This is a genomic window from Ideonella sp., assembly GCF_041914305.1.
In the GTDB taxonomy this organism is placed as follows: domain Bacteria; phylum Pseudomonadota; class Gammaproteobacteria; order Burkholderiales; family Burkholderiaceae_C; genus Ideonella.
The window spans coordinates 178,917-202,071 of the sequence record NZ_JAYSDQ010000011.1; the positions used below are offsets into that span (position 1 = coordinate 178,917).

General features: G+C 68.9%; 19 protein-coding genes. 12 read left to right on the top strand and 7 right to left on the bottom strand.

The annotated features are described in order from the left end of the window. Nucleotides 1–16 precede the first annotated feature (16 nt). Nucleotides 17–1,246: a chromate efflux transporter gene (chrA, locus tag ACE3SG_RS16155; RefSeq protein ID WP_374566622.1), complete on the bottom strand. Its 1,230-nt coding sequence runs from the start codon at nt 1,244–1,246 to the stop codon at nt 17–19. Between the two features lie 19 nt (nt 1,247–1,265). Then, nucleotides 1,266–2,276, bottom strand: a complete 1,011-nt coding sequence (locus ACE3SG_RS16160) for a sulfotransferase (RefSeq protein WP_374566624.1) — start codon at nt 2,274–2,276, stop codon at nt 1,266–1,268. Between the two features lie 377 nt (nt 2,277–2,653). Between ACE3SG_RS16160 and ACE3SG_RS16165 the strand changes: the two genes are divergently transcribed. After that, the gene (locus ACE3SG_RS16165; RefSeq protein WP_374566626.1) at nt 2,654–3,208 is read left to right on the top strand and encodes a hypothetical protein; all 555 of its coding nucleotides are present in this window, start codon (nt 2,654–2,656) and stop codon (nt 3,206–3,208) included. 60 nt (nt 3,209–3,268) lie between these two features. Continuing rightward, complete coding sequence (locus ACE3SG_RS16170; RefSeq protein WP_374566629.1) at nt 3,269–4,810, top strand: methyl-accepting chemotaxis protein; 1,542 nt, start codon at nt 3,269–3,271, stop codon at nt 4,808–4,810. 123 nt (nt 4,811–4,933) lie between these two features. Here the strand turns inward: ACE3SG_RS16170 and ACE3SG_RS16175 are convergent, their stop codons facing one another. After that, nucleotides 4,934–6,385, bottom strand: coding sequence for a PLP-dependent aminotransferase family protein (locus tag ACE3SG_RS16175; protein WP_374566631.1), 1,452 nt, complete (start codon nt 6,383–6,385; stop codon nt 4,934–4,936). Nucleotides 6,386–6,469: 84 nt separating this feature from the next. Between ACE3SG_RS16175 and ACE3SG_RS16180 the strand changes: the two genes are divergently transcribed. From ACE3SG_RS16180 to ACE3SG_RS16200, 5 genes are all read left to right on the top strand, one after another. Continuing rightward, nucleotides 6,470–7,276 (top strand): MBL fold metallo-hydrolase, encoded by an 807-nt coding sequence (locus ACE3SG_RS16180; protein ID WP_374566633.1) that lies wholly within the window; start codon nt 6,470–6,472, stop codon nt 7,274–7,276. Nucleotide 7,277: 1 nt separating this feature from the next. Then, nucleotides 7,278–7,763, top strand: coding sequence for a cupin domain-containing protein (locus ACE3SG_RS16185; protein WP_374566635.1), 486 nt, complete (start codon nt 7,278–7,280; stop codon nt 7,761–7,763). A gap of 113 nt (nt 7,764–7,876) precedes the next feature. Then, complete coding sequence (locus ACE3SG_RS16190; RefSeq protein ID WP_374566637.1) at nt 7,877–9,097, top strand: hypothetical protein; 1,221 nt, start codon at nt 7,877–7,879, stop codon at nt 9,095–9,097. 177 nt (nt 9,098–9,274) lie between these two features. Continuing rightward, on the top strand, nt 9,275–10,900 hold the full coding sequence (locus ACE3SG_RS16195; protein WP_374566640.1) for a discoidin domain-containing protein: 1,626 nt from the start codon (nt 9,275–9,277) through the stop codon (nt 10,898–10,900). Between the two features lie 24 nt (nt 10,901–10,924). Next, entirely contained in the window at nt 10,925–11,995 is a 1,071-nt protein-coding gene (locus ACE3SG_RS16200) for a glycosyl hydrolase family 18 protein (RefSeq protein ID WP_374566642.1), read from the top strand. A gap of 2 nt (nt 11,996–11,997) precedes the next feature. On the opposite strand, the gene ACE3SG_RS16205 is transcribed toward ACE3SG_RS16200, so the two are convergent. Further along, on the bottom strand, nt 11,998–12,345 hold the full coding sequence (locus ACE3SG_RS16205) for a thioredoxin family protein (RefSeq protein ID WP_374566644.1): 348 nt from the start codon (nt 12,343–12,345) through the stop codon (nt 11,998–12,000). A gap of 108 nt (nt 12,346–12,453) precedes the next feature. Next, the gene (locus ACE3SG_RS16210) at nt 12,454–13,578 is read right to left on the bottom strand and encodes a response regulator (protein WP_374566646.1); all 1,125 of its coding nucleotides are present in this window, start codon (nt 13,576–13,578) and stop codon (nt 12,454–12,456) included. 169 nt (nt 13,579–13,747) lie between these two features. On the opposite strand from ACE3SG_RS16210, the gene ACE3SG_RS16215 reads away from it, so the two are divergent. Genes ACE3SG_RS16215 through ACE3SG_RS16230 form a run of 4 tightly spaced genes read left to right on the top strand, consistent with a single transcriptional unit; the run spans nt 13,748 to nt 19,789 of the window. Next, complete coding sequence (locus ACE3SG_RS16215; RefSeq protein WP_374566648.1) at nt 13,748–17,245, top strand: response regulator; 3,498 nt, start codon at nt 13,748–13,750, stop codon at nt 17,243–17,245. Further along, a complete protein-coding gene (locus tag ACE3SG_RS16220; protein WP_374566649.1) occupies nt 17,242–18,108 on the top strand; it encodes a protein-glutamate O-methyltransferase CheR in 867 nt (288 codons plus the stop codon). The genes ACE3SG_RS16215 and ACE3SG_RS16220 overlap by 4 nt, the downstream gene beginning before the upstream one ends. After that, entirely contained in the window at nt 18,105–18,683 is a 579-nt protein-coding gene (locus tag ACE3SG_RS16225; protein ID WP_374566651.1) for a chemotaxis protein CheB, read from the top strand. Before ACE3SG_RS16220 ends, ACE3SG_RS16225 begins: the two co-directional genes overlap by 4 nt. Further along, nucleotides 18,680–19,789, top strand: coding sequence for an ATP-binding protein (locus ACE3SG_RS16230; protein WP_374566654.1), 1,110 nt, complete (start codon nt 18,680–18,682; stop codon nt 19,787–19,789). The genes ACE3SG_RS16225 and ACE3SG_RS16230 overlap by 4 nt, the downstream gene beginning before the upstream one ends. A gap of 10 nt (nt 19,790–19,799) precedes the next feature. Here ACE3SG_RS16230 and ACE3SG_RS16235 read toward each other — a convergent pair whose 3' ends face one another. Further along, a complete protein-coding gene (locus ACE3SG_RS16235; RefSeq protein ID WP_374566656.1) occupies nt 19,800–21,620 on the bottom strand; it encodes a hybrid sensor histidine kinase/response regulator in 1,821 nt (606 codons plus the stop codon). Between the two features lie 201 nt (nt 21,621–21,821). On the opposite strand from ACE3SG_RS16235, the gene ACE3SG_RS16240 reads away from it, so the two are divergent. Further along, complete coding sequence (locus tag ACE3SG_RS16240; RefSeq protein WP_374566657.1) at nt 21,822–22,778, top strand: MBL fold metallo-hydrolase; 957 nt, start codon at nt 21,822–21,824, stop codon at nt 22,776–22,778. A gap of 16 nt (nt 22,779–22,794) precedes the next feature. Here the strand turns inward: ACE3SG_RS16240 and ACE3SG_RS16245 are convergent, their stop codons facing one another. Further along, nucleotides 22,795–23,103 (bottom strand): hypothetical protein, encoded by a 309-nt coding sequence (locus ACE3SG_RS16245; protein WP_374566659.1) that lies wholly within the window; start codon nt 23,101–23,103, stop codon nt 22,795–22,797. Between the last annotated feature and the right edge of the window lie 52 nt (nt 23,104–23,155).

Here is a 23,155-nt window from a genome sequence, read left to right on the forward strand (position 1 = left end):
CCCGATCAGCGACGCATCACAGCAGCAACCAGGCCAGTGCCACGCCGATCGGCAGCGAGATGTAGGGCGGCTGCTTGAAGCGCCAGACGGCGACGTAGGCCGCGGCCACCAGCGCCACGGTCTGCCACGGCACGGCCTTGAACGGCATCTTCATCAGCAGCGAGATCGCCGCGCCGGCGATCAGGCCGACCACCGCGCAGCGCACGCCGGCCATCGCATGCTGGAAGCGGCGCGAGCCCTTCAGCCGATCGGCCACGCCGCTGACGCCGACGCTGATCAGCGCCGTGGGCAGGTAGATGCCGATCGTGGCCGCCACCGCGCCGGCCAGGCCGGCGGCCTGCATGCCGGTGAAGGTGGCCACGCTCAGGATCGGCCCCGGCGTCAGCTGGCTGGCCGCCAGCGCGGCGCTGAAGCCGGCATGGTCGAGCCACTTCAGGTGGTCGACAATGAAGCCTTCGAGCAAGGGGATCATCACCAGCCCACCGCCGAATAGCGTGGTGCCCAGGCCCGCGAAGGCCAGGCCGACCTGCGCCACCAGCGCATCGGGCAACAGCGCCGGCACCAGCTGGAACACCGCCAGCCCCACCGGCGCAAAGCACAGCAGCATCTCCAGCGGCGTCAGGCGCCGGCCGGGGCCTTGCTCAGCCTGCTTGGGCGCCGGCCAGAAGAGCATCGACACCGCTGCGCCAAACGCCAGCACATAGATCGGCGCGGCCCAGTACGGGATCACCAGCAGCAGCACGGTGGCCGTGGCCGCGAGCATCTTCTCCTTCACCCCGGGCGCGGCCTTCTTGGCCTGGTTGAAGGCCGCTTGCGCGAGGATCATCGCCAGCGGCGCCAGCACGCCGACCGTCAAGGCCCGCAGTACGCCCGGGTGGCCGCTGAGCATCGAGTAGCCGTACCACAGCGCCAGGATGATGCCGAAGCCCGGCAGCACGATGCCGGCCAGGGCCGCGGCAAAGCCGCCCCAGCCCGCCACGCGGTGGCCCATCGCCGCGATCGCATTGACAGCCTGCGGGCCCGGCAACATCGTCACCAGCGCGATCAGGTCGAGAAACTCCTTTTCAGTCAACCACTGCCGCTGCTTGACGAAGCGCTCCTGCGCTTGCGCCAGCAGGGCCATGAAGCCGCCCCAGGCCGTCAGGCCCAGCACGGCGCAGTCGACGAACAAACGGCCCTTGGTCGGCGGTGGAAGAACAGACGCAGTCAGCGGCGTGACCTCGACGGTGCTGGTGATTTCGCTCATGCCCAGTCTCACACAACGGTCAGACCGCGACCAGGCGTGCGCGCACCGAAGCCAGCAGGTCTTCCTGCGGCTTGCGGGCGGCCAGGTCTTCCGGCGGCAGCTCTTCCTTCACCGCGGCCTTGCGTTGGCGGTTGTCGGCGTCCAGCGCGGCCTTGGCCTCGTCGTCATAAGTGCGGGCGGGTTGGGTGCGGCCGACGAACTCGAGCTCGTAGCCCAGCTGCACCAGCGAACGACCGGCGACCGACTCGAAATCGATGATCTGGTCGGGCGTCATGCCGGTCAGCCACTTCTTGGTGTTGGTGGCCATCACCGGCTTCTTGACGTTCTCCCACAGCTTGCCGGACGCGGCGGTCTTGTTGGCCTCTTCCGACTCATGGAAGTCGAGCATCTTGGGGCTGAAGTCGATGCCCAGCCAGCGGCACAGCAGGCGCAGCGTCGACTCGGGGTTGCTCGTCAATTCTTCGTACGACAGCGCCAGGAACTGCGACGACGGCACGCGGCGGCCGCAGTCCAGCGCCAGCTGCTGCTCGACGTCCCACTGCTTGGCGACGTGGTAGGCCGTCTTCTCGCCGACCACCGCCTTCAGGAACGACAGGCACACATCGCGGCCGTCGCGGTACAGATAGAGATAGCGCGCATCGGCACCGAAGTAGCGCTCGATCTCAGGCAGGAAGTGCACGTTGGCCAGCGACTTGCACATCCAGTCTGGCTTGCCGTAGCTCTCGGCCATGTGGTCCATCACCGAGCCGAACACCGCCACCAGGCTGTTGTCGCGGCAGCGTGCGCGGATGTTCGCGCGGTCGAAGGTGACGCCCCACGACACCGGGTTCACCTCGACCAGGCGCACCACGTCGTCGATCAGGCGTTCGAAGTTCGACTCGTCTTGCAGGTTGCCATAGGCCCGCAGCAGCGGGGTGAAGCGTTCCAGCACATGAGGGGGGTGAGGCGCCGCGATGGTGGGGGCTTGGTTGACCATCAGGCGCAGCAGGTTGGAGCCTGAACGCTGGGTGCCAATCATGAAGACTTTCATTTGCGGGCCTCTCTGAATCTGAAATGGGCCGAGCTCCGCCAGCCCGCTCGGCGAGAGCGGGGACAAGCGGTGGGGCCGGCGTCGGTTGCGGGGGTTGACAGCGCCGCGCGGGTCTTGGGCCCGTGCTGGCGTCCCCTGGCCATCGACGGCTAGGGGGAGGTGTTGATGGGCCGTGTAGGGAATTCCGCACACGAAACCCTCTCGGCTTGTTTCCGGACGGGTGGGCGCAGGCGGCTGCAGCTGGCCTCGAAATTGCCGCCACTTCGAGCGATCGCTGCCCTCAACCTGCGCTGAAACTTGCCGATACACCGCTCGGTGCAAGGCGGCAACGATCCGTCGGCCGCACTGACAGTCAATTCATATTTCAGGGAAACTCAATGAAGAACGTGACGCGCCTGGCCGCGCTGATGGCCATTTCCGCAACGACCCTGGCTTGCCTGATGGCACCGGCCCGTGCCGGCGAACTGCCCGCCGATGTGGCCGCCAAGGTAGAGAAGGCGAAGAAGCGCCTGACCGAACTGGCGGCGGACCCGGTGGTGCTGGCGGCCGTCCGCGAAGCCAACGGGCACGACACCGGTGGCATGGGCAACGGTAAGTGGATCGAGCTGAGCGACAACGACCCCGTCGTCAAGCAGGCGCTGAGCAACAAGGTCAGCCTGCAGATCGCCAAGTGGGAGCAGGCCGACGACACGGTCAACAAGATCGTGCTGCGCGACCAGAAGGGCAACCTGGTGGGTGCCAGCACGCGCCCGCTGATCTTCAACAACGCCACCCGCCCGGTGTTCGCCAACGCGATCAAGGGCCAGCCCTGGTCGGCCGGCGAGATCAAGCCCGACACGTCGACGCAGATCCCGAGCGTGCACGTGGCCGCACCGGTGCTCGACGCCGGCAAGCCCATCGGCGTGCTGCACGCCGGCGTGACCGCCAAGTAAGCGTCGACCCGTCATCTGCAAACCGCACGCCTGGTCGCCAGGTCGTTGTTGGAGACTGCCATGTTCAAGAACCTGAAAGTGGGCGCTCGTCTGGCGCTGGGCTTTGCGGCCGTGCTGGTGTTGATGACCATCATCAGCGCCATCTCGCTGAGCCGCCTGTCGGCCATCAAGGCCGACCTGGAGGCCGTGACCGGCGAAGCGCCCGAGCGCCTGGCCAACTCGATGCGTGACCTCGTGCGCTACCAGGGCATGGCCCTGCGCGATGCGGTCTTGCAGGACGACGTGGCCTTCAAGAAGAAAGAGTTCGACCAGATGAAGAAGGCCCGTGCGGACTACGACCGCACGGCGCAGCAACTGGCCGCGATGCCGATCGAGCCCGAGGTCAAGGCAGCACTCGACAAGGCCTCGACCTTGCTGGCCGCCACCAAGGCACCGATCGAGAAGGCGATCGACCTGTCGATGTCCGACGACGTGCCCGGCGCTGCCCAGGCCATGCGCGAAGAGGTGCGCCCGGCGCAGCTGGCGCAGATCAAGGCGCTGGACGACGTCATCGAGGCGATCAAGACCGCATCGAAGCAGCGCAACGACCAGGCCGACGTGGCCTACCACCGCGCCGTCAGCCTGATCATCGTGCTGTCGGTGGCGGCCCTGGTGCTGGGCGGGCTGATCGCCTGGTTGATCCAGCGCAGCATCACCCAGCCGCTGAACCAGGCGGTGGCGGTGGCCCAGGCCGTGGCCGAAGGCGACCTGACGCGTGAGATCACGGTTCGCTCGCACGACGAGGTGGGCAACCTGCTGCAGGCCCTGAAGAAGGTCAACAACGACCTGGGCCGCACGATGCGCCAGGTGCAAGAGGCCGCCGAGACGATGCAGACCGCGTCGGTCGAGATCGCGGTGGGCAACAACGATCTGAGCCGCCGCACCGAGCTGCAGGCGTCGAGCCTGCAGCAGACGGCCGCCTCGATGGAGCAGCTGAACTCGACCGTGAAGAACAACGCCGACACCGCCCGCAGTGCGGCGCAGATGGCCCATTCGGCCAGCGCCGCGGCGGCCAAGGGCGGCAACGTGGTGACCCAGGTGGTCAGCACGATGCAGGACATCACCACCAGCTCCAAGCGCATCGCCGACATCATCGGCACGATCGACGGCATCGCCTTCCAGACCAACATCCTGGCACTGAACGCCGCGGTGGAAGCCGCGCGCGCCGGTGAGCAGGGCCGCGGCTTCGCGGTGGTGGCGGGCGAGGTGCGGGCCCTGGCCCAGCGCTCGGCGCAGGCCGCCAAGGAGATCAAGACCCTGATCAGCGCCAGCGTCGAAAGCGTCGAGACCGGCTCGCGCCTGGTCGGTGACGCCGGCGCGACGATGGCCGACATCGTCGGCCAGGTGCAGCGCGTGACCGACCTGATCGGCGAGATCAGCAGTGCGACGATCGAGCAGACCAGCGGCATCGGCCAGGTCAACCAGGCCGTGGTGCAGCTCGACGAAGTAACGCAGCAGAACGCCGCGCTGGTGGAGCAAAGCGCCGCCGCGGCCGAGAGCCTGAAGCAGCAGGCCGGCGGCTTGGTCGACGCCGTCAGCGTGTTCCGCTTGCAGCCAGCCTGAAACTGACCCCCACGGCCCCTTCCGGGGCCTGCCCCCCGAGGGGGCTCGCGCAGCGGACTGGCGGAGCCAGATCCGCGCACGCCACTTGATGGGCGGCGGCGCTTCGCGCGCCTGGAGCGCCCTTCAGGTCAGCAGTGCACTTCGCATGCGCCTGAGCGCACGGCCGATCTCGTCGGCGTCGATGACGCCGTAGCCGAAGGTCAGCGCCCACGGTGCGCCGGGCAGCATCGCGTAGTCGGCGGTGGTCTGTGCGCCGGGGGTGCAGTGGTGCATCGCGGCGACGATTCGCCCAGCCTGGCGCGGCTGCCGGATGCGCGCTGCCAGGTGCAGCCCGGCTTCGGACGGGATCACCTCCAGCCACGGCTCCAACTCACGCCGCAGGCCGCCCAGCAGCGCCTCGCGGCGTTGCGCATAGATCGGCCGCATGTGCCGCACATGGCGCGCCAGGTGGCCGTCGCGGATGAACGCCGCCAGCGCGGCCTGGGTGATCGTGTCGCAGTGCGAATCGGCGCAGTGCTTGACGCTGGCCAGCGCATCGCGCGCCCAGGCCGGCGCGACGACGAAGCCCTTGCGAAGCGACGGAAACAGGCTCTTCGAGAACGTGCCGATGTAGAACACCAGGCCGTCGCGGTCCAGCGTCTGCAGCGCGTCCAGCGGCCGCGCGCCGAAGCGGAACTCGCCGTCGTAGTCGTCCTCCAGCACCACCGCGTCGTGCTCGCGCGCAAACGCCAGCAGCGCCATGCGCCGGCGCATCGACAAGGCCACGCCGGTCGGCGACTGGTGCGACGGTGTCACGCTGATCACGCGCACATCGGGCGGCAGCTGGTCGACGCACAGCCCTTCGTCGTCCACCGGCATCGGCACCAGCCGCGCACCGGCCGCGGCAAAGGCCGCCCGCAGTGGCGGGTAGCCGGGCTCTTCCACCGCGACCTTGGTCTGGCCGGGCGCCACCAGCAGCCGCGCGAGCAGATCGAAAGCCTGCTGCGCGCCCGAGGTGACCAGCACGTCGTCGCACCCGCAGGCCACGGCGCGGGCGAACGCCACGTGCTGCGCGATCGCCTCGCGAAGCTCGGGCAGGCCCTCGGTCGGCGGGTAGCTGAAGCGGGTGCGTGACCAGGCGCGCAGCGACTGCGCGGTCAGGCGCCGCCAGACCTCGTGCGGGAAGTGAAGATGGTCCGGAATGCCCAGGCGAAAGCAACGCTCAGGCAGCTCGCGTGGCGGCTCGGGCCGCATGAACGGGGTGCGCCAGAGCGGATTCAGGCGCTCGTCTTCGAGCCGGCGGCCGTGGGCGCGCGGCGCCTTGGCCGGGCGGCGTGTGGCCACCTCGGCCACCACCGCCTTCGCGCCGGGCCGCGGCCGCACATAACCTTCGGCGACGAGCAGGTCGTAGGCCGCAACGACCGTGTTGCGGCTCACGCCGAGCGCCGCCGCCACCGCGCGTGTCGACGGCAACGCACTGCCAGCCACGAGCCGCCCATCGAGCACGGCGGCCCGCAACTGCTGGTGCAGCGACTGCACCAGCGTGCCGCCACCGGGCAGCGGCAGGGTCAGGTCGAAGGGGAAAACTGGCACCATGAAAATGTCAAGAGCTGGACCATTCTAGGATCCAGTCGAACTCTAAGCTGGCGCCATTCCAACCCGCCTTCCACGGAGCGCGCCATGCCTTGCTACCTCTGCGAAACCTGCGGCACCCAGTACGCCGACACGCCCGAGCCGCCGACCCGGTGCCGGGTCTGCGACGACGAGCGGCAATACGTCGGCTGGCAAGGCCAGCGCTGGGCCACGCACGACGATCTCGCGCGCCGCTTCACGCTGCGCATCGGCGACGACGACGGCCTGCTCGGCATCGCACTGCCGGGCGAGTTCGCGATCCCGCAGCGCGCGCTGCTGCTCCCCACCGACGCCGGCAACATCCTGTGGGAATGCATCAGCCTGGTCACGCCCGAGGCGGTGGCCGCGCTGCAGGCGCGCGGCGGTGTCGACCTGATCGCGATTTCGCACCCACACTTCTACAGCGCGATGGTCGAGTGGAGCAACGCGCTGGGCGGTGTGCCAATCCTGCTGCACGAGGCCGACCGCGAATGGGTGATGCGGCCGGCACCGCAGGTCGAGTTCTGGCGCGGCGACTCGAAGCGCCTGTCGGCCGCGGTGACGCTGGTGCGCTGCGGCGGCCACTTTGCCGGCAGCACCGCGCTGCACTGGGCCAATGGCCCGACACCCGGCGGCGCGCTGTTCCCGGGCGACGCGCTGCAGGTCGCGTCGGACCGGCGCCACGTGGGCTTCATGTACAGCTACCCGAACTACATCCCGATGAAGCCGGGCGATGTGCGGGCGATGCGCGAGCGGCTGGCGCCGTTCGATTTCGAGCAGGTGTTCGGCTTCAGCTGGGGCCGCAACATCACGCGCGACGGCCGCGCCGCGGTCGATGCGTCGTTCAACCGCTTCTTTCACGCCATCGGAGCCTGACATGAACACCGCCAACACGAATGGATGGACCGCCTTGCAGTCGTATCTGCCCGCCCGCTTCTCGACCACCGCCGGCCTGCCGTGGATCCCGTCGGGCACGCCGGGCAAATCGGCCAAGCCCTTGCGTTTTCTGCCCGGTGGCAGTGGCTTCGTCGAGCTGCTGCGCATGGAGCCCGGCGTCGTGATGCCGCTGCACCGCCACTCGGGCGAGATCCACGCCTACAACCTGAGCGGCAGCCGCCAGCTGTGCACCGGCGAGACCATCGGCCCGGGCGACTATGTGTTCGAGCCGCCGGGCAACACCGACTGGTGGAAGATCGTCGGCGACGAGACGATGGTCGCGCTGGTCGTGGTGATGGGCGAGGTCGAGTTCCTCGGGCCGGGCGGCGTGGTGCGCGGTCGCGCGAATGCGGCGACGCAACTCGCCGAGTACCGGCAGCACTGCCAGGCGCACGGGCTGCCGGTGCTCGATATCGTCGAAGACTGAAGCGCGGCGCCAAGCCGCCGTCTCAGGGGATCCACCACATCGGGTCGGTGGATCCACGCCATGCCAGCCGCCGGGGCTTCGCATAGAGTCGATCGCCTTCCACCAGGATTCACATGCGTCAAATCACCCGGTTCGCGGCCTTGCTTCCCCTGACCGTGGCCGCCTGCCTGGCATTCGGCCCCGCGCAGGCTGCCGAGGACGGCAACGTGCCCACAGCGGCGAGCGTGCCCCTGGACAACGCCTACCTGTTCCTGGACAAGATGATGGACAAATACCATGCGGGATCCACGCTCCGCCTGGTACAGAGCTACGTATCCACGCCGAAGCTGCAGATCGATCACATCGCCTTCACCTACGACAATGCGCTCGTGTTGCTCGCCTACCTGGCGCGGGGCACCCCGGACGACATGGTGCGCGCACGCGTGATCGGTGATGCGTTCATCCTCTTGCAAAGCCAGGCGCCCGTGCCGGATGGGCGCGTCCTGAACAGCTACTACGTGAGTTCCGCCGGCAAGATCGGCAAGGACGACAACGGCGCCGATCTCGGCAACGTGGCCTGGGCCGGCCTGGCCCTGGCGCAGCTGTACCGCAAGACGAATGACGCCAAGTACCTGGATGCCGCCACGAGCATCGCCGACTGGGCTGTCAAGAACACCTACACCACCAAAGGGTTCGGCGGCTTCCTGGGTGGCTGGACCGCCAAGCGGACCGCCATCAAGTGGTCATCGGCCGAATACAACATCGACGTGAATGCGCTCTTCACGATCCTCGATGCCGCGGGCGCAGCGGCCCCCGCGGGGCATACCTGGGCACAACTGGAAGCAGCCAGTTCGAACTACGTGCAATTGCACATGTGGAATGCCGCCGGAAAGTACTACTGGACGGGTGCCGACACCAGCAACTCGGTCGTCAACAAGAGCCTGCTTCCAGAGGACGTGCAGTCCTGGGGTTATCTCGCCATGCCGAACGCGCATTCGGCGGCGTCGCTGACGTGGTCGACCACGGCGCTCAAAGGCGATGGCCCCTACGCCGGGCTGAGTTTCAGCGCGTCGGACACAAGCGGCGTGTGGTTCGAAGGCACCGCGCAAACGGCGCTGGCCTTGAAGCGGCGCAATCAGACGGGCGATGCGACCTTGGTGGCCCAATACCTGGCGAGCATCGAGTCGGCGCAGGTCAACGGGCCCCACGCCGATGGTCAAGGCATCATCGCCGCATCGAAGGACGGACTGTCGACGGGCGACGGTAGTGACAAGTACTTCAGCGCCCTGCACATCGGGGCCACTGCCTGGTACGCCCTCGCGAAGCAGAACAAGAACCCGCTTGCGCCCATGTGAGCGTCGGCGCCAGTTCTGCGCGCTGCCGCCTCACCGTCTTAAGGGGATCCACCACATCGGGTCGGTGGATCCACGCCAAGCCAGCCACCGGCGCTTCGCATAGAGTCGATCGACCCCACCATACCAACGGGCGCGCGCCGTGATCCGGCAGGCGTCCACCGACGAGGAGGAGAACCGATGGACCGACGCATCGTCGCGGCCTGGGCCTGCGCATTCACCGCAGGCGTGGCCCCCGCCCACGGCGCCGTGCCGGCCGACTCGAACCTGATGGTCGTCAGCAGCTTCAGCGGGCCGGTGACACAAAGCGAGATCGATTCGTTCAAGACCTACCTGACGACGATCAGCCCGGCCGCCAGCAACATCGGCAACGCCTGGGCGCAGGGCGCCAGCGGTGAGCAGACGAAGGCGATGGGCCTGGTCTACGAGATCTCGCACGACACGGCCATCCTCGACAAGATGCTCACGTACTGCGACGCGGTGCTGTCCGAGCGCAACGACCTGGCCCCCAAGCCGGTGGGCCAGCATGTGATCTGGACTGGCCGCATCGACCCCGCGTGGCCCAACAACGTGGACATCACGCCGATCGGCACCGGCGGCGAGCAGGGTGACCCGATCGGCCACCTCGGAAACTGCGCCCGGTTGGTGCTGCAGACGCCGGCCGTGTGGAACCTGAACGTGCCCGACGGCGACCCGCGCCACTACGGCAAGACCTACCTCGCCCGGGCGAAGAAATACGTGGCCGAGGCCGACTACGCGTGGGACCACCACGTGGCGGCCTCGCTGCTGGACCTGTCGAACAACAACCTGTACCGGTTCTCGGCGGCGGGGCCCTACAAGCCGGGTGACCCGGTGCCGTGGAACCAGCAGATGATGTTCAATTACGGCCTGCAGAACCTGGCCGAGGCGCACCGCGTGCTGGCCGACGATGCCGCGCGGGTCAGCCGCTACGAAGGCATCATCCAGACCAACATCGATTCGTTCTTCGCCACCGGCGCGACGACCTACATCGACAGCGACGGCCACGCCGCGTTCAACTGGGCCTATGCGCCGCCCTCGACATCGGGCGAAGACTCGAACCACGGGGCGCTGGACGTGGCGGGGATGCACCGGGCCTTCCTGACCGGCCGCTACCACATCACGACCGCCCAGTTGACGCAGTTCGCGAACACCTTCGTCGACGTGATGACGCTGGGGCCCAACCACTACGCCGGCCGCGTCGATGGCAGCAGCGGCGACGGCCACTCGTCCGACACCAGCTACATCCGCAGCGCGTATCTGCTGCTGGCGCAGTTTCGCCCCGATGCCTACCTCAGCATGGTGTCGGAAGACCTGACGCCCGGCGTCGGCACGACCTCGATCGACCGCTTCTCGCGCTTCTTGTGGGTCAAGAACCAGCGTGACCTGGCCGGCGTGAACCTGGCGCAGGGCCGCCCGGCCACCGCGAGCAGCGAGTACTCGGCCAACTACCCGGCCGGGGCCGCGGCCGACGGCAGCACCACCACGCGCTGGGCCTCGGCGGCGGTCGACAAGCAGTGGTGGCAGGTGGACCTGGGCAGCGTGAAGTCGATCAACCAGTTCGTGCTCGACGAGTACCGCAGCCGCGTGACGACCTACACCTTCCGTGTGTCGAGCGACGGCAAGACCTGGTCCAAGGCCTACCGCGGCACCAAGGCGGCAAGCTCGGCCGACACCCGCACGACCGTGCTGCTGCCGAAGGCCGTCAATGCGCGCTACGTCAAGCTCGTCTGCAACACCGCGGTGGACAAGCCGACGTTCTGGGAAATCCAGGTGCTGGGCCATTGAGCCGACCCAACCATGGCGTCATCCATGAAGCGAACACTTGGCCTGCTGGCCGCCTCCTGCTGGCTAACCCTGCAGATGGCCGGCACTGCACACGCGGCCGAACCGATGGTGCTGGCCTACTACTCGGGGTACCCGAACAACTATGCGTCGCTGACGGCCCACTACCAGCACTTCAACGCGGCGTCGATCGACTACTACAACATCACCGGCAAGGGCGCGGTGGTCGGCAACGGCGACCCGGCACCGACCGAGGCGATCGACTTCCTGCGGCGCCAGAAGATCCCGGCCTACGGCTGCGTCTCGAACGTGAAGCACGGCGAGTGGAGCCCGACGGTGGCGCATGCGGTGATGACCTTGGCGCTGGACGCGGCGGTCGCCAACCTCGTGTCGTTCGCGCAGGCCCACCGGTTCGCCGGCATCAACATCGATTTCGAAGCGGTCGACCAGAGCGACCGGGCCAACTTCAGCCATTTCGTGCAGGTGCTGGGTGATGCGCTGCACGCGCAGGGCCTGAAGCTGATCGTCTCGGTGCCAGCGTTCTCGGCGGTCGATGCCCAGCACCCGTACAACCGCGCCTTCGACCTGCATGCGCTTGGCCTCGGGGCGGACTACCTGCAGGTGATGACCTACGACGAGGCCATCCCGGGCTGGGACCCAGGGCCGGTGTCGGGCTCGGATTGGGTCGAAGACGACCTGGACTATGTGGTGTCGCAGGTGCCGCCGGCCAAGCTGCTTAGCGGCCTGCAGGCCTACGGCTACGACTGGCGCGCCGACTTGAGCGGCACGCAGCTGTACTGGGTCGACACGCCGGCCTTGATCGACCAGTACCAGGTGACACCGAAGTACGACGTGGCGACCAACTCGGTGCACTTCAGCTACAAGCCCAACGACGGCACCGGCACCCACACCGTGTGGACCGAGAACAAACGCAGCGTGACGATGAAGGCCGGCCTGGTGAACGCCTACGGCCTGGGCGGCACCTCGGTCTATGCACTCGGCATGGACGACGACCGCTACTGGGCCGCGGTGGACGCGGGCCTGGCGTCGGTCACGCAGGTGGCGCCGCGCACCGCCGCGGCGACGCCACGCCGCTGACACTAGGGCGCCGGGCCGCTGGTGGCGGCGCTCAGCTCGCCCAGCGCCTTGGCGACCTCGTCTTCGCTTTGTGGCCGCACCAGGCGCGCCACCTCTTGCCCGTCGCGCAGGAAGATCAGGCTCGGCCACAGCTTGACGCGGTAAGAGCGGCCCAGCGGCTTGCCCGGGCCGTCTTCGACCTTCAGGTGCCGCACGTCGGCATGCGACGCGAAGGCGCTGGCCAGCAGCGGCTGCGCGCGCAGGCAGAAGCCGCACCAGCCGGTGCCGAACTCGATGACCGTCGCGCCGGTCAGCGCGTCGACCTCGGCGCGCGTCGGCTCGGGCGACACGAAGTGGGTGGTGAAAGCCATGGTGGATGTGTCCTGTCCCGCGGGTGCGTTTGATGCTCACCCTAACGCAAAACGCAGAACCGCATCGGCGGCGGGGCCGCCGTGGGCGCGTTGTGCGGTTCGTGCGGCCTACGCGCCACGCGGCAGCATCAGCTCGAAGCTCGTGCCCTCGCGCGTGCGGGTGCTGGCGACGAGCGAGCCGCCATGGGCCCGGGCGATGCGCTCGGGCTCGCGCAGGCCCGCGCCCACCGGCGGCGGCAGCTGGTCGTCGGTCGGCAGGCTGGGCCCCAGCAGGTGCTCAGCGGCGGTGTCCTGCAAGGGCTTGTCGAAGCTGATGCGCAGCACCACCGCGCCGCGCGCGCTGCCGTCGACCACCACGTTGATCGGTGTCGCGCTGCAGTGCGCTTCGGCTTGCAGCAGCAACTGGTCGATGGCGGTCGTCAGCAGGCGCGCGTCCCACTGGCCGGTGGTGTCGCCCTCGGCCGTCAGCTCGCCGGCTTTCAGGGGCAGCGACTGGTCTCGGCCGGCCTGCCAGCGCTCGCGCACCAGCGCCGCCAGGTCGGTGCTGCCGGCGCAGACCCTCAGCTCGGCGCAAGGCGATTTGGCCAGGTTGATCAGGTGGGCGACCTGGCGCCGCAGCAGCGCGGTGGCCGACTTCTGCCGCGCCGCGGCCTGGCGCAAGGCCGGCGCATCGCTGCGCTGCAGCACCAGCTCGGCGTTCAGCGCGAGGGCGGTCAGCGGCTCTTGCAGGTCGTGCGACAGCGCGGCGATCGTCAACGCGTTGGCGTGTGCCAGCCGCGCCAGCTGCTGCGCGTGCTCGGCAATCGTCCGGCGTTGCCGGTGCAGCTCGACGAACACCGCCACCTTGCTGCGCAGCACCCGCTCGTCGATCGGCTTGAACAGGAAGTCGACTGCGCCGCTCTCGTAGCCACGAAAGCTGTTGCGCGCCTCTTGCGCGCCGGCGGTCAGGAAGATGATCGGCACGTGGCGCGAGCGCTCGCTGCCGCGCATCAGCTCGGCCAGCGCGTAGCCGTCCATGCTGGGCATCTGCACGTCGAGCAGGGCCAGGGCCACGTCGTGCACCAGCAGCATCTCCAGCGCCTCGGCGCCCGAGCCGGCGGTGACGACCTCCAGCGCATCGCTGCCCAACAAGGCGCGCATCGCGACGAGGTTGGCGTCCATGTCGTCGACCACCAGGATCTTGACGGTGGCTGGGCCCGGGGCGGGGGCGGTCTGGGAAGATGTGATCGGCATGGCTCGTTCATCGACAACGGTGAGCGCGAGTAGCAAACGGCGTGCCTGTGGTCTGCGCGCCGCTGCGCGGCTCGAAATGAGGGGATGCGCTGCGCCGGTCGCGGAACATTGTGGGATGCTGCCGCTCCGATCCAGCCAGGACCGGCCAGGACAACTCCCTCTCTCTTCAATGCCTCAACGACTCATTGCCCGTGCCGCCCGCGCCATCGTCTTGCCCACCGGTTGGGGAGGGCTGCTGCCGCCGCTCACCGTGATCGGCTTCGGCGTGGCGATCTTCGCGGTGCTGCTGATCTCGCTGTTCTCCTACCAGGCCGACCGCAGCCGCTCTGAAGCGGCGCAAGCCGTCTCGCAGGCGCTCGAGATGATCCAGCAGGTGCAGTCGATCAGCTCGAGCCTGAAAGACGCCGAGACCGGCCAGCGCGGCTACCTGCTGACCGGCGCCGAGCAATACCTGCAGCCCTACGAGAGCGCACGCGCCCAGGTGGCGGGCCAGATCCGCGCGTTGCGCCAGCTCGCCCAGCCGGACGGGCGCCGGCGTGTGGCGGTGGACGCGCTGGAGCGCCTGGCCAACGAGAAGCTCGAAGAGCTGCGCGAGTCGGTCGCACTGAAGCGCGACGGACGCGGCGACGCGGCGATGGCGATGATGCGCACCGACCAAGGCCGCGACCTGATGGACCGCATTCGCGTGGCGGCGGCCGAGCTCGAGGCCGAAGAGCGCAACAACTTCCGCAGCCGGCGCGACGAGTGGAGCGAAGCGGTGCTGCTCAGCCGCGCGGTGACCTGGGGCGGCGCGGCCACGCTGCTGATCCTGATCGTGGCCGCGGCGGTGATGACCTCGCGCGACTACCGCCTGCGCGAGATCGATGCCTGGCTGAAGACGGGCCAGGCCGGCGTCAGCGAAAGCCTGCAAGGCGACCTGCGGCTCGAGCACATGGGCGAGCAGGTGCTGTCGTTCCTGGCGAGCTTTCTGGACGCCCAGGTCGGCGCGATCTACGTGGTCGAGCGCAGCGGCCAGCTGCGCCGCATGGCGAGCTTTGCGCTCAGCTCGCTGCTCGATCGCGAGCAGGTCGTGCCCGGCCAGGGGCTGCTGGGCCAGGCCGTGAAGGACAAGCGCGCGATGCACGTGCTGGACGTGCCGGCGGGCTACCTCAACGTGCATTCAAGCGTGGGCGCCGCGGCGCCGTGCGAGCTGCTGCTGCAGCCGGCTGTCGTCGACGGCGCGGTGCACTGTGTGCTGGAGCTGGGCTTCTTCAAGCCGGTACGGCCGGAATACCGCGAGCTGCTGGACCGCATCTCCGAAACGCTGGCGATGGCGACCCGCGCGTCGAAAGACCGCACGCGGATGGAAGAGCTGCTCGAAGAAACCCAGCGCCAGGCCGAAGAGCTGCAGACCCAGCAAGAAGAGCTGCGCGTCAACAACGAAGAGCTCGAAGAGCAGGGCCGCGCGCTGCGCGAATCGCAGGCCCGGCTCGAGAATCAGCAGGCCGAGCTGGAGCAGACCAACGCCCAGCTCGAAGAGCAGGCCCAGCTGCTGGGCAGCCAGAAGGACGAGCTCACCCGCGCCCAGGCCACGCTGACCGAGCGGGCCGACGAGCTGGAGCGCGCCAACCAGTACAAGAGCGAGTTCCTGGCCAACATGAGCCACGAGCTGCGCACGCCGCTGAACTCGACACTGATCCTGGCCAAGCTGCTGGCCGACAACAAGACCGGCAACCTGAACGACGAGCAGGTCAAGTTCGCGCAGACGATTGCCTCGGCCGGCAACGACCTGCTGACCTTGATCAACGACATCCTCGACCTGTCGAAGATCGAGGCCGGCAAGGTCGAGGTCAACCTCGAACGGGTCGGTGTGCAGCGGCTGGCCGATGCGATGGCCGCGACCTTCGAGCCGTTGGCGCGCCAGCGGGGCCTGGGTTTTGGCGTGACGATCGAGCCGGGCGTGCCCGAGGTGATGCTGACCGACGAGATGCGCTGCGGCCAGATCCTGAAGAACCTGCTGTCCAACGCGATCAAGTTCACCGAGCGGGGCGAGGTGGCGCTGCGCGTGGCGGCCAACGCCGCGGGCGACATGCTGGCCTTTCATGTGCGCGACAGCGGCATCGGCATCGGCGAGCACCAGCGCGAGATCATCTTCGAGGCCTTTCGCCAGGCCGACGGCAGCACCCACCGCAAGTACGGCGGCACGGGGCTCGGCCTGTCGATCGCGCGCGACCTGGCGCGCCTGCTGGGCGGTGACATCACGGTGCAGAGCACGCCAGGGCAGGGCAGTGTGTTCACCTTGACGCTGCCGCGCGAGACCGTGCTGCGGGACGCTGAAGCGGCCAGCACCGGCCAGCGCCCGGCGCCTGCCGCCGCTGCCGGCCCCGCCATGCCGCCGCCGGCCGAATGGCCACCGCGCGACAGCGGCCGCGCCCCGCCGCCGCCCGCCGCACCGCGGCCACCGGCCTTGCCCGACGACCGCCACCAGCTGAACGCGCAGACTCGGTTGATCCTGGTGATCGAAGACGACCTGCACTTTGCCGAGATCCTGCGCGACCTGATCCATGAGCAGGGTTTCCAGTGCGTGTTGACGCAGACCGCGGGCGATGGGCTGGCGGCGGCCGAGCGTTACCTGCCCAACGCGATCCTGCTCGACGTGAACCTGCCCGACCATTCCGGCATGGGCGTGCTCGACCAGCTCAAGCGCAATTCGGTGACGCGCCACATCCCGGTCCACGTGACCTCGGTGGCCGACTACGCGCACGAGGCGATGGAGATGGGCGCGGTCAGCTATGCGCTCAAGCCGGTCAAGCGCGACGAGCTGGTGCAGGCGCTGCAGCGGCTGGAGGCGCGCTTCACGCAAGGCCTGCGGCGCGTGCTGGTGGTCGAGGACGATGCGCGCCAGCGCGAGAGCGTGGGCCAGCTGCTGGCCAGCGACGAGGTGCAGATCGTCGGTGTCGACAGCGCGGCGCAGGCGCTGCGCGAGCTGGCCAGCGCGACCTTCGACTGCATGGTGCTCGACCTGAACCTGCCGGACCTCAGCGGCTACGAGCTGCTGCAGAAAATGGCCGACCACGACGGCGTCTCGTTCCCGCCGGTCATCGTCTACACCGGCCGTTCGCTCACGACCGAGCAGGAGCAGCAGCTGCGTCGCTTCTCGAAGGCGATCATCGTCAAGGACGCGCGTTCGCCCGAGCGCCTGCTCGACGAGGTCACGCTGTTCCTGCACCAGGTCGAGGCCAACCTGCCGGCCGAACGGCAGCGCATGCTCAAGGCGGCGCGCAACCGTGAAACCGCGCTCGAAGGCCGCCGCGTGCTGGTGGTCGAAGACGACGTGCGCAACATCTTCGCGCTGTCGGCGGTGCTCGAGCCCAAGGGCATCAAGGTCGAGATCGCGCGCAACGGCCGCGAGGCGTTGGACCGCCTGGCGCTGCCGGCGGGCCCGAAGTCCGAGGCCATCCACCTGGTGCTGATGGATGTGATGATGCCCGAGATGGACGGCCTGACGGCGATGCGCGAGATCCGCAAGCGGCCCGAGCTGGGCAAGCTGCCGATCATCGCGCTGACCGCCAAGGCGATGAAGGACGACCAGGAGAAGTGCCTGGCCGCCGGCGCCAACGACTACATCGCCAAGCCGCTGGATGTGGAGAAGCTGCTGTCGCTGATCCGCGTGTGGATGCCCAAGTGAACACCGATCCCCTCGACCTGGCGGGCGGCGAGCAGCCGCCCGACACCACCTTCGACATCGAGCTGCGCCTGTTCGTCGACGCGGTCTATCTGCGCTACCACTACGACTTTCGTCAGTACGCGCCGTCGTCGCTGAAACGCCGGCTGCGCGCCGCGCTGGGGCACTTCGGCTGCCAGACGCTGTCGCAGCTGCAAGACCGCCTGCTGCACGACGGCAGCGTCTTCCCGGCCCTGCTCGACTACCTGACGGTGCAGGTCAGCGAGATGTTCCGCGACCCGCCATACTTCAAGGCGCTTCGCGAATCGGTGGTGCCGGTGCTGCGCACCTACCCGTCGCTGAAGGTCTGGGTGGCCGGCTGCAGCACCGGCGAAGAGGCCTGGTCGATGGCCATCCTGCTGCGCGAAGAGGGGCTGCTGGAGCGCACGCTGATCTACGCGACCGACATCAACGCCCACGCGCTGCAGGCCGCCGAAGCGGGGGTCTACGCCACCGACCGCATCGCCGGCTTCACCGACAACCACCGCCGCTCGGGCGCGCCCACGTCGCTGTCGGACCACTACACCGCGGCCTATGGCAACGCGGTGTTCGACAAGCGATTGAAGAAGCACATCGTCTTTTCCGACCACAGCCTGGCCACCGACAGCGTGTTCGCCGAGATGCAGCTGGTGTCGTGCCGCAACGTGCTGATCTACTTCAACCGCGCGTTGCAGAACCGCGCGATCGGCCTGTTCCGCGAGGCGCTGTGCCGCCAGGGCTTTCTCGGCATCGGCTCGAAAGAGTCGCTGCGCTTTTCCGACCACCACGACGCGTTCGCCGAGCTGGTGCCGTCGCTGCGGCTGTACCAGAAGCGGGGCGACGCATGAGGCGCATCGACGCGATCGCGATCGGTGCGTCGGCCGGTGGCATCGACGCACTGGCCCTGCTGCTGCCGATGCTGGTGGCCGAGACTCGGCTGGCGGTGTTCGTCGTGCTGCACCTGCCGCCCACGCAGCCCAGCCTGCTGCCCGAGATCTTCCAGCCCAAGTGCGCGCTGCGGGTGAAAGAGGCCGAGGACAAGGAGATGGTCGAGCCCGGCACGGTGTACTTTGCGCCGCCCGACTACCACCTGCTGCTGGACCCGGGCCCGCAGCTGGCCTTGTCGGCCGACCCGCCGGTGCATTTTTCGCGGCCGGCGATCGACGCGCTGTTCGAATCGGCGGCCGACGTCTATGGTGCCGGGCTGATGGGCATCGTGTTGACCGGCGCCAGCGAAGACGGCGCCAGCGGGCTGCTGGCCATCCACCGCGCCGGGGGCGCCACGCTGGTGCAGCGGCCCGAGGATGCGGCCACGCCGGCGATGCCGCTGTTTGCCATCCGCCGCTGCCCCGCGGCGCGGGTGCTGGGTTTGAATGACATGGGAACGCTGCTGAGAGATGTGGCCAGGAAATCGCTTCGATGAAATTGCCTGTGAAGATGCCGGTGAAGTGCCTGTTGGTCGATGACCTGGACGACAACCTGTTGACGATGTCGGCGCTGCTGCGCAGCGATGGGGTCGAGGTGCTGACCGCGCGATCGGGCCGCGAGGCGCTCGAGCTGCTGCTGGTGCACGACGTGGCGCTGGCGCTGCTCGATGTGCAGATGCCCGAGATGGACGGCTTCGAGCTGGCCGAGCTGATGCGCAGCAGCGAGCGCACGCGCCATGTGCCGCTGATCTTCGTCACCGCCGGCGCGCGCGAGACGCAGCGCCTGTTCAAGGGCTACGACGCGGGCGCGGTCGACTTCCTGTTCAAGCCGATCGAGCCGTGGATCCTGCAGAGCAAGGCGCAGGTCTTCTTCGACCTCTACCGCAGCCGCCAGCAGCTGGCGCAAGAGCTGGACGAGCGCACCGAGACGCTGCGGCTGAACGAGATCTTCGCCGCCGTGCTGGCGCACGACCTGCGCGACCCGCTGAACGCGATGCTGACCGCGGCGATGCTGATCGACCGCCAGGCCGAGAGCGACGCGATCCGGCGCTCGGCCGGCCGCATCGTGGCCAGCGGCCGGTCGATGAGCCGCATGATCGGCGACATGCTGGACCTGGCCCGCGCCCGGCTGGCCGGTGGCATCCCGGTGCAGTGCGAGCCGGCCGAGCTGGGCCGCGTGGCGCAGCGGGTGGTCGACGAGCAGCGCGCCGCCCACCCCGACCGCGAGTTCGTGCTGCAGGCCGAAGGCCCACTGACCGGCGCGTGGGACGAAGACCGCCTGGCCCAGGCGCTGGCCAACCTGGTTGGCAATGCGCTGGTGCACGGCGAGCGGGGCCGGCCGATCACGCTGCGGCTGGACGGCCGTGCGGCCGACACGGTGGCGGTGAGCGTCGACAACGCCGGCAGCATCCCGCCCGAGCTGTTGCCCCACATCTTCGACCCGTTTCGCGGCAGCGCGCGGCCGCGTGAAAGCCGTGCCGGGCTGGGGCTGGGCCTGTACATCGTCGACCAGATCGCGCAAGCCCATGGCGGCCGCGTCGAGGCCTGCTCGGCCGATGGCCACACCTGCTTCACGCTGACGCTGCCGCGCCGGTCCGGCTGAGCCGCTTGGATCACGCGAGCAGCTTGTCGACCTCTTTCAGCGCGGCGTCGAAGTTGTAGGGCTTGGTCAGGTAGGCCTGCGCGCCGGCCTGCATCGCGCGGCCGACGCTGGCGTCCATCGCGTCGGCCGAGACCACCACCACCGGCAGGTCGTGGTGCATCGGGTCTTCGCGCAGGGCCTGCAGCAGCACCAGGCCTTCGCCGTCGGGCAGGTTCATGTCCAGCAGCACCAGGTCGGGCGCCTGGCGGCCGATCTGCTGGCTGGCCGAGGCCAGGTCGGGCGCCACCGCCAGCGTGATCAGCGGCCGCGCCTGCAGCAGCGCGCGCATCACCTCGACATTGACCGGGTCGTCTTCGACATACAGCACCGTGCGGCGCTCGCCGTCGCCGGGCGCCAGCTTGGCTGGCCGCGTGGGCAGCGGCTCGACCGGCGCGGTGCTGGCCGGCAGCCAGACGGTGAACTGCGAGCCGACGCCCGCGGTGCTGTCGACCAGCAGCTCGCCGCCCATCATCTCGACCAGGCGGCGCGTGATGACCAGGCCGATGCCGGTGCCGGCAGCGCCGGTGTGTTCACGGCCGAGCCGGTTGAACGGCTGGTACAGCATCGCCAGCTGCTCGGCGCTCATGCCCAGGCCGGTGTCGCTGACGCGGATCCACACCCGCGCGTCGTCGCCGCTGCCGGCCAGCACCGAGAGCCGGCCGCCCTCGCGGTTGTACTTCACCGCATTGCTGATCAGGTTGATCAACACCTGCTGCAGGCGCAGCGGGTCGGCCATCACCGCCGGCAGCCCGAAAGGCACGCCGGTGTCGATGCCGATCTGCCGTGCCTCGGCCTCGGCCCGCAGCATCGACGTCGCGGCGTCCACCGTGCTGCCCACTTCGACCGGCACGATCGCGATGCGCGCGGTGCCCGACTCGATGCGTGACAGGTCGAGCACATCGTCGATCAGCGATTTCAGGTGCCAGCCCGAGCGCAGCATCAGCCGGGCGTAGCGCAGCAGCGTCTCGTCGTTGGCCACGGCCGGGTGGCGGCGAAACGCCTGCGCGAAACCGAGGATGCCGTTCAGCGGCGTGCGCAGCTCATGGCTCATGCGCGACAGGAAGTCGGACTTGGCCTGGCTCGCGGCTTCGGCCGAATCGCGCTCGCGCGCCAGGCGGCGCACGGCGTCGCGGTCTTTCAGGTGCTGGCTCAGCGCCTCGGCCAGCAGCACCAGCTCGTCGCGCCCGGCCAGCCGGCTGGTCGGCACGACCATGGTCGGCGGCGTGCCGTCCGCCGGCACGGCGTGCAGCTGCTTCGACAGGCTCATCAGCCGGCGCGTGACCAGCGCATGCAGCACCACCAGCACCACCGCCGTCAGCAGCAGCACCTTGACCACCTCGCCGACAAACAGCCAGGCCGAGCGGCGGCCGACCTCGGCCTCGATCTCGGCCAACGATTCGCTCACCTGCAGCTCGCCGATGCGTGTCTTGCCGTCGGGCGAATACAGCGTGACGCTGCGCTGCTTGCTGCCGGGCGGTGGCTGGTTGCCGGCCTGCGCCAGCGTCAGGCCGTCGGTGGCCACCACGCGGGCGTGCACGATGGCGCGGTTCTGCGTCAGGCCGCGGGTGTGGGCGGCCAGCAGACGCTGGTCGAGCAGCCAGGCCGCCAGCGCGATCGGCTCGGCGCTGGCTTCGATCGCCGAATGGGCCGATTCGGTGGCCGCCTGCAGCGAGCGCGAGCGGTCGATCTCGCTGGCGATGCCACCCCACAGCAAGGAGACTGCCAAACCCAGCCCGCCCACCAGCAGCAGGATTCTCTTGACCAGGGGGGAATGATGGGTGGCGCCGAGCATGGTGCTGGGCAGTGCTCGACGCTATGCGGAACATAAAACCGCGCCTTTGGCCGCCTGGCATCAAACACTGCACTGGCGCGAGTCTCGCACGGTGCATCGGTGACGATCCCCTCGGAATCCCGATCCTGGCGGCCGGTGGCCACGCCGGCGCGACGGCGGGCTTAAGATTTCCGATCACCCAACCGCTGCACAGGCGCCGCCATGAACACCAAAGCCTTCGCCTCGCAAGCCGACCTGGAAGAAAAGCAGGTCAGCTTCACCAAGCTTTCGGACAACGCCTACGCCTACACGGCCGAGGGGGACCCGAACACCGGCGTGATCGTCGGCGACGACGCCGTGATGGTGATCGACACCCAGGCCACGCCGGTGATGGCGCAAGACGTGATCCGCCGCATCCGCGAGGTGACCGACAAGCCGATCAAGTACGTGGTGCTGAGCCACTACCACGCGGTGCGGGTGCTCGGCGCCTCGGGCTACGCGCCCGAGCACATCATCGCCAGCCGCGACACCTACGACCTGATCGTCGAGCGCGGCGAGCAAGACAAGGCGAGCGAGATTGGCCGCTTTCCGCGCCTGTTCCGCAACGTCGAGTCGGTGCCGGCGGGGCTGACCTGGCCGACCATCACCTTCAGCGGCCGCATGAGCATCTGGCTCGGCAAGCTCGAGGTGCAGCTGATCCAGCTCGGCCGTGGCCACACCAAGGGCGACACGGTGGCCTGGCTGCCCGAGCAGAAGATCCTGTTCTCGGGTGACCTGGTCGAGTTCGACGCCACGCCCTATGCCGGCGACGCCTATTTTCAGGACTGGCCGCAGACGCTGGACAACATCGCCGCGCTGCAGCCGCGCGCTCTGGTGCCCGGCCGCGGCGCGGCGCTGACCACGCCTGAGCAGGTGGCTGCCGGCCTGGCCGGCACCCGCGCCTTCGTCAGCGACATGTGGGCCCAGGTCAAGGCAGGCGTGGCGGCGGGGCAGGCGCTGAACGCCGTCTACAAGGCCACCTACGCCGCGCTGAAGCCCAAGTACGGGCACTGGGTGATCTTCGACCACTGCCTGCCCTTCGACGTGACCCGCTGCTACGACGAGGCGACGAATCACGTCGACCCGCGCGTCTGGACGGCCGAGCGCGACCGGCAGATGTGGCAGACGCTGGAGGGGTGAGCGGCGCGCCGACCGCTCATGCCATCGAGCGGGGCAGCGAGCCCGATCGATGACTCGCCGACGGGCCCGCCGCCCGGCGTGTGAACCGGCCTCGAACGCTGCGCCACACCGCGATGGCCACGGCGGCGCCCACCAACGACGCCATCGTGTGGGTGTTGCTGGCCGCGGCACCGCCCAAGGTCGTGGCCATCACGCTCCCCGCCAGGCTGCCGAGCAGTCCGCCGACGAAGTCGCCCTGGCAAGGCAGCCAGCGCTGGTGTTCGAACAAGAGGGTGATCGTCCAACCCAGCAAACCACCCAGCATCATGTTGATCACGTGTTCCATTTGGGTTCTCCCAGGTCAAGTGGTTTCGGCCCTTGCTGCGTGGCGCCGTCAG

What these genes read in the sequence shown, in the direction of transcription:
- chrA (WP_374566622.1), bottom strand. Translation starts at nt 1,246, where the DNA reads ATGAGCGAAATCACCAGCACCGTCGAGGTCACGCCGCTGACTGCGTCT.
- ACE3SG_RS16160 (WP_374566624.1), bottom strand. Translation starts at nt 2,276, where the DNA reads ATGAAAGTCTTCATGATTGGCACCCAGCGTTCAGGCTCCAACCTGCTG.
- ACE3SG_RS16165 (WP_374566626.1), top strand. Translation starts at nt 2,654, where the DNA reads ATGAAGAACGTGACGCGCCTGGCCGCGCTGATGGCCATTTCCGCAACG.
- ACE3SG_RS16170 (WP_374566629.1), top strand. Translation starts at nt 3,269, where the DNA reads ATGTTCAAGAACCTGAAAGTGGGCGCTCGTCTGGCGCTGGGCTTTGCG.
- ACE3SG_RS16175 (WP_374566631.1), bottom strand. Translation starts at nt 6,385, where the DNA reads ATGGTGCCAGTTTTCCCCTTCGACCTGACCCTGCCGCTGCCCGGTGGC.
- ACE3SG_RS16180 (WP_374566633.1), top strand. Translation starts at nt 6,470, where the DNA reads ATGCCTTGCTACCTCTGCGAAACCTGCGGCACCCAGTACGCCGACACG.
- ACE3SG_RS16185 (WP_374566635.1), top strand. Translation starts at nt 7,278, where the DNA reads ATGAACACCGCCAACACGAATGGATGGACCGCCTTGCAGTCGTATCTG.
- ACE3SG_RS16190 (WP_374566637.1), top strand. Translation starts at nt 7,877, where the DNA reads ATGCGTCAAATCACCCGGTTCGCGGCCTTGCTTCCCCTGACCGTGGCC.
- ACE3SG_RS16195 (WP_374566640.1), top strand. Translation starts at nt 9,275, where the DNA reads ATGGACCGACGCATCGTCGCGGCCTGGGCCTGCGCATTCACCGCAGGC.
- ACE3SG_RS16200 (WP_374566642.1), top strand. Translation starts at nt 10,925, where the DNA reads ATGAAGCGAACACTTGGCCTGCTGGCCGCCTCCTGCTGGCTAACCCTG.
- ACE3SG_RS16205 (WP_374566644.1), bottom strand. Translation starts at nt 12,345, where the DNA reads ATGGCTTTCACCACCCACTTCGTGTCGCCCGAGCCGACGCGCGCCGAG.
- ACE3SG_RS16210 (WP_374566646.1), bottom strand. Translation starts at nt 13,578, where the DNA reads ATGCCGATCACATCTTCCCAGACCGCCCCCGCCCCGGGCCCAGCCACC.
- ACE3SG_RS16215 (WP_374566648.1), top strand. Translation starts at nt 13,748, where the DNA reads ATGCCTCAACGACTCATTGCCCGTGCCGCCCGCGCCATCGTCTTGCCC.
- ACE3SG_RS16225 (WP_374566651.1), top strand. Translation starts at nt 18,105, where the DNA reads ATGAGGCGCATCGACGCGATCGCGATCGGTGCGTCGGCCGGTGGCATC.
- ACE3SG_RS16230 (WP_374566654.1), top strand. Translation starts at nt 18,680, where the DNA reads ATGAAATTGCCTGTGAAGATGCCGGTGAAGTGCCTGTTGGTCGATGAC.
- ACE3SG_RS16235 (WP_374566656.1), bottom strand. Translation starts at nt 21,620, where the DNA reads ATGCTCGGCGCCACCCATCATTCCCCCCTGGTCAAGAGAATCCTGCTG.
- ACE3SG_RS16240 (WP_374566657.1), top strand. Translation starts at nt 21,822, where the DNA reads ATGAACACCAAAGCCTTCGCCTCGCAAGCCGACCTGGAAGAAAAGCAG.
- ACE3SG_RS16245 (WP_374566659.1), bottom strand. Translation starts at nt 23,103, where the DNA reads ATGGAACACGTGATCAACATGATGCTGGGTGGTTTGCTGGGTTGGACG.